Below are 12,686 nucleotides of genomic sequence, written 5' to 3' on the forward strand. Positions count from 1 at the left end.
GAAATTACTTATGGAATTATTTGCTATAACCGACACTGGTAAAATTGTGAGGGTTATCACAGACTCAACGACACAAAGATCTGTAAGTACCTTGTTTGAAAAACAAAAAGAATATTTTGAAAATAATTACACAACATCTGTAGAGTTTAGTGGCGGTTATATTACCAGTCCTGCGGAGTATTTTTGCATTGATAATTTTGATGATGTTATAGGTGTTCTTGATGCAATTCAGACTCCTACCTCAATTCAAGAGTGGAGTCCTCAGGAGATATCTATTTTTAACATAAAAGCATTGTTTTCTGGTGAAATTATTTCATCTGAAACAGGTGTCAATATAAAAGCTTATCTTCAATGTTTTGATAAAAGGCAAATAATAGATAATAAAAAAACATTGTTTCATAGTATATTTCAAGATAAAAATACCTTTAAATTGTCTGATTCCGATGGTTTGGTTATCGATAATAAGTTAACTGCAATACTTGAAAATAATAAATTAAAATTCAAAAGTTTTCATATGTTGAGAAGAATATTCGATGTCGATGGATATTTTAAAGAAGCCACTGATGATGATTTAAGGGCATTTTCGAATCATGAGCATTTCCATATTACAAATGGATTTGACCTTACAAGTGTCGCAGATACTGTAATAAGGAAGAAAGTATCATTGATAAATAAATCAAGAGTCTTAGAGGATTACACTGTAGACGATTTGTTATCCATAGCGAAAGTAAATGACGTAACTCTTGATTTAGAGATATATGAAGATGACGGTGAAAAGAGAATTGCAATGCCACAAGAAAAAAAACACATCAAGAGGCTATTGAGTTTTTTGGATGAGGACTATTTCACTTCACAAATTACCCAGACACTATATCAGACAAACTCTAAGAAAAAAGTGAAAAAAACTTAGTGTAGTTGCTATCTCACAATGAATGATGATCATTAAATCACTCTAACGCTTTAGTTATCACCAAACCCCAAGCCATCACATCCCGTGGTGGTTTTTTTATTCCTCTACCCATTCCCTTGAGTGGTTAAAGAAATAACCCATGCTGCCACCCGTTCCCATCGCGTACCCAACGCACACGGGATGGTGGCATTTTTATTTTCACCGCGCACCGAAAGCGCCAATCTAAACATCGAACCCCTATTTAGGAGTGAGCCTTTGAGGAGTCAGCTTGCTGATGCTCTTCGATGGGCTGATTTCCTATTTCGGCAAAGGTTCATTACCTAAGTAAGGATAAGCATCGTGAGTACAGCATTAACTTTCAAAGAAAAAGAAGTGATCCCTTTTGACAATGGCGATGGGAAAATTTGGTTTACGGGTAAACAAGTTGCTCAGTTATTGGATTACGCCAAAACCAAATCAGTAACCAATCTGTATAACGCTAATTCCGATGAGTTCACTTCAGCCATGACCGAGGTCATTACAACAGTGACCTCGAAAGAATCAATTACTTATAGAAATTTGAAGACGCGGGTTCGTATATTTTCATTGCGTGGACTCTATCTGTTGGGAATGTTGGCTGACACTCCTGTAGCAAAGGAACTGCGTAAATGGGTGCTGGATTTAATAGAAAAGGAAAGTCAGCCACGAGATTTGTCCTTGATGGATATGGAAAGCCTCAAGGAGCTGACCATTGGTGAAATGCAGAATCGTCTGGTGGCTGCCAATAAATGGTCATTCGACAACTTCGGTCGCAAAGGCAGTGATTTGATGAACTTGCGCAAGCACCATCTTAAGAAGATTCGTAAGGCTGAGAAGGCCATTCTTGAATTATCACAACTTGCATTGCCCGGACTTGATGAGTTCCCTGATGATGAGGGAGAACTCGCATGAACCACGAACAGTTTATCGAGAAGAACGTACAGGCCGAGTTAACCAAGCTCGGCTTTTCTTCATCTATAGCAGGGATGGCAAGTGACCGCGCAAAAGAACATTACCGCCGTTCAGCGTCAGCCAGCAGGAAAGGCAAGCTGTTTGATGATTGTCTGGACATTGCTAAGGCATGGGCGAGTAAATATTCGGCAGAGAAACCAAGGAAGCGGTGATTTTACAAAATTCTGCAAGGCATCCAATAAACGGGTGCTTGATAGAGTTTTGTATAGGTTTTGGTCATTCATGGTCTCAAAATTTGTCGGGGTTATATCAACCCGACCAGTTAATTATTCTGATTTATGGGGAAAAGGAACATGGCACTCACCGACAAACAAGAAATGTTTTGTCGCGAGTACCTCGTTGATTTGAACGCCACTCAAGCGGCCATTCGTGCGGGGTACAGCGAGAAGACCGCTAACCGCACTGCATCTGAAAACCTGTCAAAACCTGATATCCAGTCACGTATTGCTGAACTCAGGGCAGAGCGTAATGAAGAGGTCGGAATCAATGCGACCTATGTATTAAAACGATTGGTTGAAATTGACCAAATGGACATCCTTGACATTCTCACGGATGGTGGTGAACTCAAGCCAGTAAAAGACTGGCCTAAAGTGTGGCGTACCACGCTATCTGGTCTGGAAGTCGTTGAGATGGGTTCGCAAGATACCGCTGCCTTGCTCAAGAAGATCAAGTGGCCTGATAAGGTGAAGAATCTGGAACTGCTCGGCAAGCATATCAGCGTTCAGGCATTCCGTGAGCGGGTTAAAAATGAGCATGATGTTGTCGGAACGCTATCCGATCTGATGGATGAACTCTCCAAGGGATAACTATGAAGCCGGAATATTTAGCATTACTGCGCGATAAACTCTGGCGACTCAACCACCTCTACTGGATAACCAACAAAGAAGGCCGTCCTGTCAGATTTAAGATGACGCCAGAGCAGCTTGAGTATTTCGAAGGTATCCATACCCGAAACATCATTCTCAAAGCCCGTCAACTTGGTTTTACAACAGAAGTCTGCATTATTCAGCTTGATGCTGCGCTATTTGAGTCAGCAAAATGCGCTCTGATAGCCCACACGCTAAACGATGCCAAGCGCCTGTTCCGTGAAAAGGTCAAATATGCCTACGACCGATTGCCGGATGAGATTAAGGCCGCCAACCCTGCCAGCAATGATGCGGCGGGTGAGTTGGTCTTTCGTAAGGGCGGTTCATTGTATGTCTCAACCTCATTCCGTGGTGGCACGTTACGCTATCTGCATGTGTCGGAGTTCGGGAAGATTTGTGCCAAGTTCCCCGACAAAGCGCGTGAGATAGTTACGGGTGCGTTTGAGGCAGTATCAACGGACTGTTTCACGACGATTGAGAGTACAGCGGAAGGGCGGGCTGGCTATTTCTTTGACTACTGCCAAACGGCAGAGAAAGCACTGATACAAGGCAAGCTACTCTCCAACCTCGACTGGAAATTCTTTTTCTTCTCGTGGTGGAAAAACCCGCTTTATGCCATTGATCCAGTAGAGTCAATACCTCAACGCTTAGTTGATTACTTCGCTGAACTGAAGGCAAAGCACGGCATTCAATTAAACGAACGGCAGCAGGCTTGGTACTACGCCAAAGAGAAGACGCTTGGCGATGACATGAAGCGGGAATACCCGTCGATCCCCGCTGAGGCATTCCAGCAATCGGTTGAAGGTGCCTACTACGCCAAGCAATTTCGCTGGCTGTATGAAAATAAACGCATTGGCAAACTGCCGGATAACTCACACCTGCCTGTCCATACGTTCTGGGATATCGGAGTGGGGGATTCAACGGCTATCTGGTTTGTGCGTGAGGTGGGCGAAGAGTTTCACGTTATTGACTACTACGAGAACTCAGGCGAAGGGCTGCGGCACTATATGAAGGTGCTAAAAGACAAAGGCTATACCTATGGTGAGCATTGGGGACCACATGACATCGATAACCGTGAATTTGGTGCTGATGCTAAGTCACGCCGAGAGTTGGCGCGAGAAGGTTATGAAATCGACGGGCAGCGGTATTCAATGATCTTCAAAGTCGTGCCAAAAGTTGGTGTTGATACCGGTATTGAATCGGTACGTGAAATTTTGCCTAACTGCGTATTCGATGAAGAAAAATGCAGTGAAGGCATTTCCCATCTGGAAAGCTACCGCAAAGAGTGGGATGACAAGCGCGGTTGCTGGAAAGATAAACCACTGCATGACTTCACATCGCACGGTGCTGATAGTTTCCGTTATTTTGCTGTTGCCAAGAATAACCGCAAGACTGTAGGTGCATTTTTCTTCTAAGGAGAGTCTTTCGTGAATGAAAAAACAGAATTTCTTGTTAATAGCCTAGCTGACACTATCGCTAAACGGATGATTTATGCGGCTGGTGGCGTTAGTGGCAATACTAAACGCACCAATATCTATTCTGAGTTCGGTTACCCCGAACAACTCAGGTTCAGAGAATACTACAACGCCTATGAGCGTAATGCGGTGGCGCATGCTGCTGTACATCGTTTGCTGGATGGATGCTGGCAGGACAACCCGACCATCATTGATGGCGAGGAAAAGAAAGAGTCAGCAATAACTAGCGCATGGGAGAAGGAAGTCACAAAACTATTAAAGCCGTTTTGGGCGAAAATTAAAGACGCTGACCGTCGCAATATGATCGGGCATTACTCAGCGTTGCTCATTCAAGTTCGGGATAGTAGGGCATGGAGTGAGCCTATTGATACCACGGTAGTATCACGGTTAAAAGGCGAAGCGCTGGTAAACCTGATTCCAGTTTGGGAGCCACAGCTCACAGTTGCAGAATGGGACACAGATATTAATTCAGAAAACTACGGACAGCCGGCGATGCTCAGCTTTGATGAGCGTCCGGTGGGTCAGGTTGAGATACAAGGACCAGCAAAGCAACTGGCTATTCATCCGTCACGAGTCATCATCTTATGTGAAGGTGCTGAGGATGGGAATATTTTCTCAGGTACACCATTACTCAGGGCGGGATATAACAAATTACTGGACATTGAAAAGGTGTCAGGTGGTAGTTCCGAAGGGTTCCTGAAAAATGCCTCTCGCCAGATTGGGGTGGAATTTGATAAAGAAACTGATTTGCACAACATCACCACGGCAGCGGTTCAGGCTGGCTATCCAGATCTAGGTGCCGCACTGGAAGACAAAATCAGCAAGCTCAACCGGGGGACGGATTCAGCAGCAGTGATGCAGGCAGGTAAGCTGAATGTATTGTCAGTCGCGCCGGGCGATCCAACGCCGACATGGGAAGTCACGACCCGTGAGTTTTGTGCCTCTGTGCAAGTGCCGTTCACGGTGCTGTTCGGTACTCAAACGGGAAAATTAGCCGGGGATAAAGACGATGCCACTTGGAAAGTGAGATTGAATGGGCGTCGATGGGGTTTTCTGACCCAATATGTAACACGCTTGATAAATCGATTGTGGGAAATCGGCATTATCAAGCCACCTTCTTCTGGCGAGGTCACTATTGCATGGTCTGACATGCTCGCCGCCAGTGAGCAGGAGAAGATCGACAACATGATTAAGATGGCAGAGGCGGCACTGAAAACCCAGCAGGCTTTCGGAACGCCGATATTTACGCCCAATGAAATTCGTACCGTGGGTGAGTTGGAGCCACTGGAAGAGGAACCTGAACCGCAGGGTGCAACAGGAGACCCGCTAACTGATGAAAAAGACCAGAATCGGAACCCCGATAATACCGAGAAATAAACGCGATCCCACTCAGTCATACCGTGCAGTCAATAAAATATTCCGTGATATTGAGCAACGGTATTACGACATCAAGAAAGCCCTCAAGCAATTATTTGACAGTACTCTAACCGGACATCAGAAAGACGGAGAACCAAGTTACCTTCTAGCGAAAAACGAGGCAGGACAGCCAGACTGGTTATTTCGTGTAAATAAAGAGGCTTTCATTTATGACATGCCAGCAACCGCTTTAGCGTTATTGCTGGAAAGAATTCAGGCGATTCTTGATGAACATTTGCTGGATGGTGGGAAAGCTCAGTTATGGGCGTTTGATTATGTGTCTGATGAATATCAGCGTGGAACCCTAAACGCCCACACGAATCTAGCCATACAGTCAGAGATCTACGCACAGCAAACTACGCTATCAGCCTTGTTATCAACGCCAGCCTACCAAAATCAGATTGCTACGGCACTTGTAGCAACCTATAGCGATTGGAAGGGAATTTCTGATGCAACAAGGACTGATTTGTCCAATGTAATAGCCGAGGCTATCGCTCGTGGGGTAAATCCAAGGGAAACAGCAGCGATTGTTAGTAAGCGGCTGGATGTGTCAATGAGCCACGCTAAGAACATAGCCCAAACTGAGCAGGTTGGGGCATTACGTGAGGCCAATTGGAATGAAACCGAATGGGCTAGAGAGCGGTTAGGTTTAAATACTAAATTACTTTGGCTGTCAGCCCTGAAACCAACCACCAGATCATGGCACGCTGCAAGACATGGAAAGCTCTACACCAAACAGGAAGTTGAAGAGTTTTACTCTAAAAACAGTAATCGCTATCGCTGTTATTGTGCGCAACAGCCAGTTGTTCTGGATGATGGCGGAAAACTGTATAACACGGGCTTGACTGAACGCCTAACGGAAGAGCGTAAGGCATGGGAACCTGAACCACCTAAGTAACAATTCAAAGAGGTCAAACATGGGGCAATATAGCGTTCATGTTAAATCACTGGCCTTAAATTCCTCCAATATCTCAACTGAAACTATTGATGGTGATGAGCATGTCGTCATTCGTGGCGTTGTGCCCGTTGTCGATGATGTTGTGATGAACGGGGGGTTATATCCAGCTAGTGAGATTAACAAGAGCTACAAATCAATGGAGGGGAAACAGGTTCCTTATGGACACCCCAAAATTGATGGTCAGTACATATCTGCTGACACACCAAGGGCGGTAAATCAATTCCATATCGGCGCATGGGCTGAGAATGTCCGCAAGGATGGCGACAAAGTTGTCATGGATGTGAAAATTAATCGTCGGTTCGCTGATTCAACTAATAAGGGAAAGGAATTTTTATCCCGTGTTGATGGCGTTATCGCAGGGAATAGTTCCGAACCAATCCATGTTTCAACCGGACTGTTGTTGCAGCGAGAACAGAACAAAGGCAAATCGAAGGGCAAGGCGTATACGTGGGTTGCTCGCAATATGCAGTTTGACCATATCGCCGTACTACCCGCCAGTGAGCCGGGTGCAGCGACACCGGAAGAGGGCGTGGGAATGTTTGTAAACGCTGACGGTGAGCAGGTCGAAATTGAGCAGGTCAATCTGTCTGATGCGGCTAATTGTACCCAAGAGGGACTGATTGATAAGACGAAGTTCTTCTTTAGCAACGCATCAAATTTCTCATTCGACGACATTTATTCCGCGCTCAGAGCAAAGTTAAAAGCCACTTATCCAGATGATGACTACCCATACGCCGAGAGTGTTTGGCCTGACAAATTCATCTATTACCGATCCGGTAAAACTTACCAACAAAAATATTTCATGAACGATGACGGTACAGCCGAACTCGTTGGAGAACCTATTGAAGTTGTACGCAAGCCAACTGAATACGAAGAAGTCAAAACCAATACGGAGCACGATCCAATGAAAGACCTGATTATTAACGCCCTGAAAGCGAAAGGTAAGCCAACTGACGGCAAGACCGAAGCTGAACTGCTTGATGCATACAACCAGATGAATACAGAAGAAGCAAAAGACAAAGAAACACCGGAAGAAAAAGCCGCGCGCGAGAAAAAAGAGAAAGAGGCCGCAACAAATACTGATGCTATCACCGCGGCAATAAACGCAGCCATAAAGCCATTGACTGACAAAATCACCACACTGGAATCTCAGTTGACTGCGAACGCTGATAAAGAAAAAGCCGATAAACGCGCTGCGGTAAAAGCGAAGTTCGGTCTGGACGATACAGTGGTAAATGCTCTGGATGGCGCGGCGCTTGATGGCTTCTATGCACAATGTCCGACCTCAACAGGTTTGAATTCATCATTTACAAACAATAATTCTGAATCATTCACCTCTATGCCGGAGTAATAGAAATGGCAAAAAACGGGAAACGTGTAATTCATGCTGGCGGTGTGTTTATCAACCCCATGCTAAACCGAGAAGGTGCGGCGGCGGCGGATATCCAGCCCGGCACGATTGGGTATTTTGAGGCTGGCAAATTCAAAGCCTCAGTAGACGGCAAAGAAGCGGCGATCCTGTATGTCGCTAATATTGATTATCTTCGTTGTCAGACCATTGATGACCCCATTACGGCTGATGGCGTGGTTGTCGGTATTCACCCTATGGCGGGCGTGTTTTTAAACGTTCGCGCAACTGCGGGAACGTACAAAAAAGGGCAGCCTGTAGCAGTCACTAACGGTCAGATTAAAGCGGCTGACGATGGGGCTATCTTTGCCTATGTCGAAGAAGACAGCATTACAGCAAAATCAGGTGACTTGGTTCGCGTGGTGTTTAAATAAGGAGAATTGAATGTTTTATTTTTCAACCCAAAAGGCAACCGAAACCGGCAACCTTGAGGCTAACCAAGCTCAGTTTGGTGAGCTGACATTAGCACGGAACTCATCGGCTCAAGCGGTAGCGGATTTTATTTCTCGCGCTCGCTTTCGTGTAGAAAATGCACCGCGACTCGATGCGGTTAATGCTATCGATGATATCAAGCGCCTGTATCGTTCGTATGACCAGACAGTGCTGGCCGAGTTCGAGCCTAACACTGAGTTTACGCTTCTGAATGACCTGATGCCGCTGTCGCGCTCTGTTCGTCTGGAAGAGTCTGTTTATGAGTACGCTCGCACAGGCGGCACTGGTTGGGCGCATACGTCAATGTCCGGTCAGATTGGCGCGGCTCTGGATGCCCGTTCTTACAGCTTTGACGGTACTATGGTGCCAATTCATGACACTGGTTTTAAATTTAACTGGCGCGATCCTGTATTTAACAAAGGCTCTGCCCTAGCCTCATTGTCTGATGCACAGGCCGACTCGGTGAAAGTTGTTCGTCGTAAATATCTCGACTTTATCTGGAATGGCTTTCGTGACAGTGAAGGTAATTTCATTAAGTTTGATGACAAGACGTGGAAGGGCTTACGCACTGATGAGCGTGTTGCACAGGTAACACTGAACATTGATCACACCACGAGTACAGATGGTCAGGCAATGCGTAGTGAAGTGATGAAAGTACGTGACGTGCTGAAATTACAAAACTACCAATACGGAGCCCAAACTTGGTATGTATCAGGTGAAATCCTGTCTAACTGGGAAAAGCTGTATTACGACGTTAACCAGACTCGCACCGTGCTTGAAGAAATCAAGAAAATCACCGGCATTGCTGGCATCAAAGAAGATTTTGAGCTGAAAGGCAATGAAATGATGATTGTCCCTCTGGGCGCTGGAGTTATCGTTCCAATTGTCGGTCAGGCATTCGGGACGGTTGCAGATCCGCGTCAATTCTACAATTCGGATTATGTATGGCGCACATGGGGTGCGGCTGGTTTGATAGTTAAGCAAGACATCAACGGTCATTTCTCAGTTATTCACGCGAAAGGCGCATAAAGGGGATTTATGGCACTGGTAAGAGTTATTTCAAATAACTTTTTTGCTGGTGCCGACCTCAAAAAGTTAGAGGTTGGCGCTCAGCTAGAAGTTTCAGCAGGCAATGCGGAATCATGGGTTAAAGCTGGTCTGGTAGAGAGAATCGAAGACAGAAAGCTTGAAGTTGCCACACCAGCCAAAGCAAAAGGCAAAGGTAAGCAAGATGGTGATAACACTTGATGATGTAAAGCCAATGATAACTGAGCTTGGATTTGCATTGCCTGATTCAGTGCTTCAATTACTACTAGATCAAGTGAATGCCAAATCTGAATGCCTGTCGGCTAATTATGATGAGTCAACGCAATCGCTATTGTTAATCTACGCCGCGGTTCGTCTGGCCTCGCTGTCAGGCGCAAGGAAAATCGCCTCGCAGAGTGCGCCTTCTGGTGCTTCCCGTTCATTTGCATATAATTCCTCTGGTACTGACTATTTACTCAAGCAAATACGAGCATGGGATAAACGCGGTTGCTTATCTGGTTTGCCACTGGAGAGTAAATCTGTCGGCTTCTTTGATGTGGTGGGGTGAACATGTCCAGTATTGCTAGCTGGGGCTATACCGCCCCTTGTACTTTCTGGAAGCGGTTAGGAACTGATGAGTATGGGCGACCGTTGGGTTATGAAGCGCCACAAATCATTATGTGCGAATACCAAGGTGGCCTGTCCAGTAAACTATCCGGTGTGGGGACTGAACTGATTGCTAAAAACACCTTCTGGACGGAGTTTGCTGATGCATCCACGGGCGATTATATCCTGATTGGGAAATCATCAAATCCGAACCCCATAGCGGCAGACGCTGACGAAATTAAATATATCACTCGTGATGCGGACACATTCGACCGCCTTGTTGATGATTATGTTTTAGTCACGGGAGCGTGATATGGGCGTCAAGGTCAAGGGGATTCGTGAAGCACAAGCAAAACTCAACGCCTTAATCGGTGATATACGAGGACGGAAAGTTGTCCGTGCCATGTATAAGGCTCTGTATATCGGAAGTGCTCAGGCTGCGCTTTATACGCCGATTGATACTTCTACGCTGATTAACTCTCAGTTCCGTGATGTGCGTTTTGATGGTGTACTGCTCACTGGACGTGTGGGTTATTCGGCAAACTATGCCGTCTATGTGCATGATCCCAAAGTGAAGCAGACATTCCGGCGAGCAACAGCGAAGAAGGCGTTCCTGAAATTAGGCTTTGATGAGATGAGAAATCAGATTGATAAAGCTGTTATGCAGGAGCTGAAATTATGATGGCATTTGAGCAATTTCGCCATTATCTGGCAAAAGCGGGGCTGATTGACGGGTTCAAGATCCAGATGCTCACATGGATTGAGCAAAAAGGCGATGGCGGTCAGATGCAATACATGGTCTTTCAGCCTGCTGGCGGTACTGGCCGGCTGGATGATTTGGGGGCTGATGACAATGTACAGGTGATTTTGGTCAGTGGACAAAATGACCCACAACCCACCATCCAGCGTGCACAGGAAATACTTAATCATGTCGCCTCTTACCCCGATGATGACTGCCTGACCTCCGTATTTAATCTTGGCGGTTTGACAACCCCTATCCTCACACAAGAGAACCGATACGTCATCCGGTTGCTCTTTCGCTGTACATCATAATCAAGTCGCTTGGGCGGCTTTTTTTATTTCTATTAATCGAGGTTATTCACATGGCAAATTGCCCAGTAGAAACCAATAAACTTATTGGTCGTAACGCTATTATTCGCCTTGCGCAGGGTTGTCCTGATGCAGTACCAGACCAATCAACGTTTTTTAGGATAGGTGCATTAACCACCAAATCATTTGACCTGTCACCCAATACACTGACCTCAGAGGCTGATGATTCAAAAGGGCTGGTGGAAAGTGTTGTTACTAGTATGGACTTAACCATTAGTTTTGATGGTGAATACCGCAAGCGAGATAAAAGTGAAGACTTTGGTCCATTGCGTTTGTTGAAGGAAATCCCGAAGGAGGTTCAGGCGGGGCGCCAACCTGCGTATTGGGTGCAGATGGACTTCACCGGAGAAGATGCACTGGTATTACAGGCGTACATGGTATTTACGTCATGGTCATCTCAGTTTGGTTCTAGCGAGTTTGCGACATACTCCGGCGAGCTGAAAGTGAGTGATGCCGATACGGTTGATTGGTTAATTGAAGAGGTTGCGGTGCAGTCAGTTTCTGTTAATCCTCAGTCATTGACAGTAGCGAAAGAAAAAACAGGCTCTTTTATGGTGAGTTTCAGCCCCGCTGATGCTACTGACAAAAACTATACCGTAACATCGGATAAAACTAATATCGCTACAGTGAGTCAAGTAGGTAATGTCGTAACAGTAAAAGGCATTTCAGAAGGCTCCGCCAACATCACAGTTACTACGAGGGATGGCAGTAAGACAACTAAGTGCGGAATTACCGTCACGGCATAGCATTACAAAGGGCACTTCCGAGCGCCCTTGATAATGTTCAGGAGGAATTATGACGCCTATTATTGATATTGGTGAGATGGTTATCTCTACTGATAAAACCGATTATTTACTGCGCCCCTCTTTCGCTGCAATGACACGTATCGGTACACCTCGACAAATTGTGGAGACGTACACTTCCCTCAATGGGGCAGAAACTCAGGAGTTAATTAACCGCGCGCTGGCGGCTTACGGTACACTTCCCGATTGGCTGATTAAACTGATGCGGAAACCCGCATTTGGCCGCAATATCTTGTCAACTGCCATGATAGTTATACAGGCGTGCTGTGAAGATGACGTGGAAGAGTTGATCGGTGAGTGGAGACCAGGACGAAGAGGGAGCGTGTATCGTCTGGGGAGCGTGCCAATTAATGACATCATTGTCATTGCTCGCGAACTGATAACACATGGTGTTATTGGTCGGGTTAAAATCAGAAAACTCCAACGGAATGAAGGAACGGAAGTGTTTTCTGACCAGTTTAAAGCTATTGAGTATATCAATGCGGCTCGCGCCCATTTCAATATGTCACGCGAAGAAGCCGAGCTGTTAACGATGACCGAGTTCCAGATGATGCTGAAAGCCAAGTTTCCTGATGAAAAAGGTTTTACTCGCGAGGAATATGATGCCGTTATTGATGCGGATGATCAGCGCACTAATGACCTGATGAGTGGCAAGCGAAGACTGGTGAGTATGAAGAAATAACAGT

The 12,686-nt window shown here is 45.7% G+C and carries 17 protein-coding genes; all 17 read left to right on the top strand.

Translation table 11 applies throughout. The features are described 5' to 3' along the window. The first annotated feature begins 10 nt into the window (after positions 1-10). The 17 genes from ACE1SE_RS13930 to ACE1SE_RS14010 all read left to right on the top strand — a co-directional run bounded on the left by ACE1SE_RS13930 (position 11) and on the right by ACE1SE_RS14010 (position 12,682). Positions 11-910, top strand: a complete 900-nt coding sequence (locus ACE1SE_RS13930; protein ID WP_374051007.1) for a Kiwa anti-phage protein KwaB-like domain-containing protein — start codon at positions 11-13, stop codon at positions 908-910. A 339-nt stretch (positions 911-1,249) separates the two neighbouring features. Then, positions 1,250-1,840 carry a BRO-N domain-containing protein gene (locus tag ACE1SE_RS13935; RefSeq protein WP_374051006.1) on the top strand — a complete coding sequence of 197 codons (591 nt, stop codon included), beginning with the start codon at positions 1,250-1,252 and terminating at the stop codon, positions 1,838-1,840. Then, positions 1,837-2,052, top strand: a complete 216-nt coding sequence (locus ACE1SE_RS13940; protein WP_374051005.1) for a hypothetical protein — start codon at positions 1,837-1,839, stop codon at positions 2,050-2,052. The genes ACE1SE_RS13935 and ACE1SE_RS13940 overlap by 4 nt, the downstream gene beginning before the upstream one ends. A gap of 141 nt (positions 2,053-2,193) precedes the next feature. Next, the gene (locus ACE1SE_RS13945) at positions 2,194-2,706 is read left to right on the top strand and encodes a terminase small subunit (protein WP_374051004.1); all 513 of its coding nucleotides are present in this window, start codon (positions 2,194-2,196) and stop codon (positions 2,704-2,706) included. Between the two features lie 2 nt (positions 2,707-2,708). Continuing rightward, positions 2,709-4,181: a terminase gene (locus tag ACE1SE_RS13950; RefSeq protein ID WP_374051003.1), complete on the top strand. Its 1,473-nt coding sequence runs from the start codon at positions 2,709-2,711 to the stop codon at positions 4,179-4,181. A 69-nt stretch (positions 4,182-4,250) separates the two neighbouring features. Next, positions 4,251-5,618, top strand: coding sequence for an anti-CBASS protein Acb1 family protein (locus tag ACE1SE_RS13955; RefSeq protein WP_374053656.1), 1,368 nt, complete (start codon positions 4,251-4,253; stop codon positions 5,616-5,618). A gap of 37 nt (positions 5,619-5,655) precedes the next feature. Further along, positions 5,656-6,555, top strand: a complete 900-nt coding sequence (locus ACE1SE_RS13960; RefSeq protein ID WP_374053655.1) for a phage minor head protein — start codon at positions 5,656-5,658, stop codon at positions 6,553-6,555. A 19-nt stretch (positions 6,556-6,574) separates the two neighbouring features. Continuing rightward, on the top strand, positions 6,575-7,966 hold the full coding sequence (locus ACE1SE_RS13965) for a DUF2213 domain-containing protein (protein WP_374051002.1): 1,392 nt from the start codon (positions 6,575-6,577) through the stop codon (positions 7,964-7,966). Between the two features lie 5 nt (positions 7,967-7,971). Next, complete coding sequence (locus tag ACE1SE_RS13970) at positions 7,972-8,397, top strand: hypothetical protein (RefSeq protein ID WP_374051001.1); 426 nt, start codon at positions 7,972-7,974, stop codon at positions 8,395-8,397. Between the two features lie 10 nt (positions 8,398-8,407). Then, positions 8,408-9,484, top strand: a complete 1,077-nt coding sequence (locus tag ACE1SE_RS13975; protein WP_374051000.1) for a major capsid protein — start codon at positions 8,408-8,410, stop codon at positions 9,482-9,484. A 9-nt stretch (positions 9,485-9,493) separates the two neighbouring features. Continuing rightward, the gene (locus tag ACE1SE_RS13980; protein WP_374050999.1) at positions 9,494-9,703 is read left to right on the top strand and encodes a hypothetical protein; all 210 of its coding nucleotides are present in this window, start codon (positions 9,494-9,496) and stop codon (positions 9,701-9,703) included. Continuing rightward, entirely contained in the window at positions 9,687-10,049 is a 363-nt protein-coding gene (locus ACE1SE_RS13985; RefSeq protein ID WP_374050998.1) for a DUF7370 family protein, read from the top strand. The genes ACE1SE_RS13980 and ACE1SE_RS13985 overlap by 17 nt, the downstream gene beginning before the upstream one ends. A gap of 2 nt (positions 10,050-10,051) precedes the next feature. Beyond that, positions 10,052-10,399: a hypothetical protein gene (locus tag ACE1SE_RS13990; RefSeq protein WP_374050997.1), complete on the top strand. Its 348-nt coding sequence runs from the start codon at positions 10,052-10,054 to the stop codon at positions 10,397-10,399. A 1-nt stretch (position 10,400) separates the two neighbouring features. Beyond that, the gene (locus ACE1SE_RS13995; RefSeq protein ID WP_374050996.1) at positions 10,401-10,769 is read left to right on the top strand and encodes an HK97 gp10 family phage protein; all 369 of its coding nucleotides are present in this window, start codon (positions 10,401-10,403) and stop codon (positions 10,767-10,769) included. Continuing rightward, on the top strand, positions 10,766-11,140 hold the full coding sequence (locus ACE1SE_RS14000; RefSeq protein WP_374050995.1) for a phage tail termination protein: 375 nt from the start codon (positions 10,766-10,768) through the stop codon (positions 11,138-11,140). Before ACE1SE_RS13995 ends, ACE1SE_RS14000 begins: the two co-directional genes overlap by 4 nt. Positions 11,141-11,190: 50 nt before the next feature. Continuing rightward, a complete protein-coding gene (locus ACE1SE_RS14005) occupies positions 11,191-11,943 on the top strand; it encodes an Ig-like domain-containing protein (protein ID WP_374050994.1) in 753 nt (250 codons plus the stop codon). Between the two features lie 49 nt (positions 11,944-11,992). After that, positions 11,993-12,682 carry a DUF6246 family protein gene (locus ACE1SE_RS14010; protein WP_374050993.1) on the top strand — a complete coding sequence of 230 codons (690 nt, stop codon included), beginning with the start codon at positions 11,993-11,995 and terminating at the stop codon, positions 12,680-12,682. The last annotated feature ends 4 nt before the right edge of the window (positions 12,683-12,686 follow it).

The organism is Xenorhabdus taiwanensis (genome assembly GCF_036512875.1).
GTDB lineage: Bacteria > Pseudomonadota > Gammaproteobacteria > Enterobacterales > Enterobacteriaceae > Xenorhabdus > Xenorhabdus taiwanensis.

Excerpts from the sequence above, each read along its gene's own strand:
- ACE1SE_RS13930 (WP_374051007.1), top strand. The coding sequence starts at position 11 with ATGGAATTATTTGCTATAACCGACACTGGTAAAATTGTGAGGGTTATC.
- ACE1SE_RS13940 (WP_374051005.1), top strand. The coding sequence starts at position 1,837 with ATGAACCACGAACAGTTTATCGAGAAGAACGTACAGGCCGAGTTAACC.
- ACE1SE_RS13945 (WP_374051004.1), top strand. The coding sequence starts at position 2,194 with ATGGCACTCACCGACAAACAAGAAATGTTTTGTCGCGAGTACCTCGTT.
- ACE1SE_RS13950 (WP_374051003.1), top strand. The coding sequence starts at position 2,709 with ATGAAGCCGGAATATTTAGCATTACTGCGCGATAAACTCTGGCGACTC.
- ACE1SE_RS13955 (WP_374053656.1), top strand. The coding sequence starts at position 4,251 with ATGATTTATGCGGCTGGTGGCGTTAGTGGCAATACTAAACGCACCAAT.
- ACE1SE_RS13965 (WP_374051002.1), top strand. The coding sequence starts at position 6,575 with ATGGGGCAATATAGCGTTCATGTTAAATCACTGGCCTTAAATTCCTCC.
- ACE1SE_RS13970 (WP_374051001.1), top strand. The coding sequence starts at position 7,972 with ATGGCAAAAAACGGGAAACGTGTAATTCATGCTGGCGGTGTGTTTATC.
- ACE1SE_RS13975 (WP_374051000.1), top strand. The coding sequence starts at position 8,408 with ATGTTTTATTTTTCAACCCAAAAGGCAACCGAAACCGGCAACCTTGAG.
- ACE1SE_RS13980 (WP_374050999.1), top strand. The coding sequence starts at position 9,494 with ATGGCACTGGTAAGAGTTATTTCAAATAACTTTTTTGCTGGTGCCGAC.
- ACE1SE_RS13985 (WP_374050998.1), top strand. The coding sequence starts at position 9,687 with ATGGTGATAACACTTGATGATGTAAAGCCAATGATAACTGAGCTTGGA.
- ACE1SE_RS13990 (WP_374050997.1), top strand. The coding sequence starts at position 10,052 with ATGTCCAGTATTGCTAGCTGGGGCTATACCGCCCCTTGTACTTTCTGG.
- ACE1SE_RS13995 (WP_374050996.1), top strand. The coding sequence starts at position 10,401 with ATGGGCGTCAAGGTCAAGGGGATTCGTGAAGCACAAGCAAAACTCAAC.
- ACE1SE_RS14000 (WP_374050995.1), top strand. The coding sequence starts at position 10,766 with ATGATGGCATTTGAGCAATTTCGCCATTATCTGGCAAAAGCGGGGCTG.
- ACE1SE_RS14005 (WP_374050994.1), top strand. The coding sequence starts at position 11,191 with ATGGCAAATTGCCCAGTAGAAACCAATAAACTTATTGGTCGTAACGCT.
- ACE1SE_RS14010 (WP_374050993.1), top strand. The coding sequence starts at position 11,993 with ATGACGCCTATTATTGATATTGGTGAGATGGTTATCTCTACTGATAAA.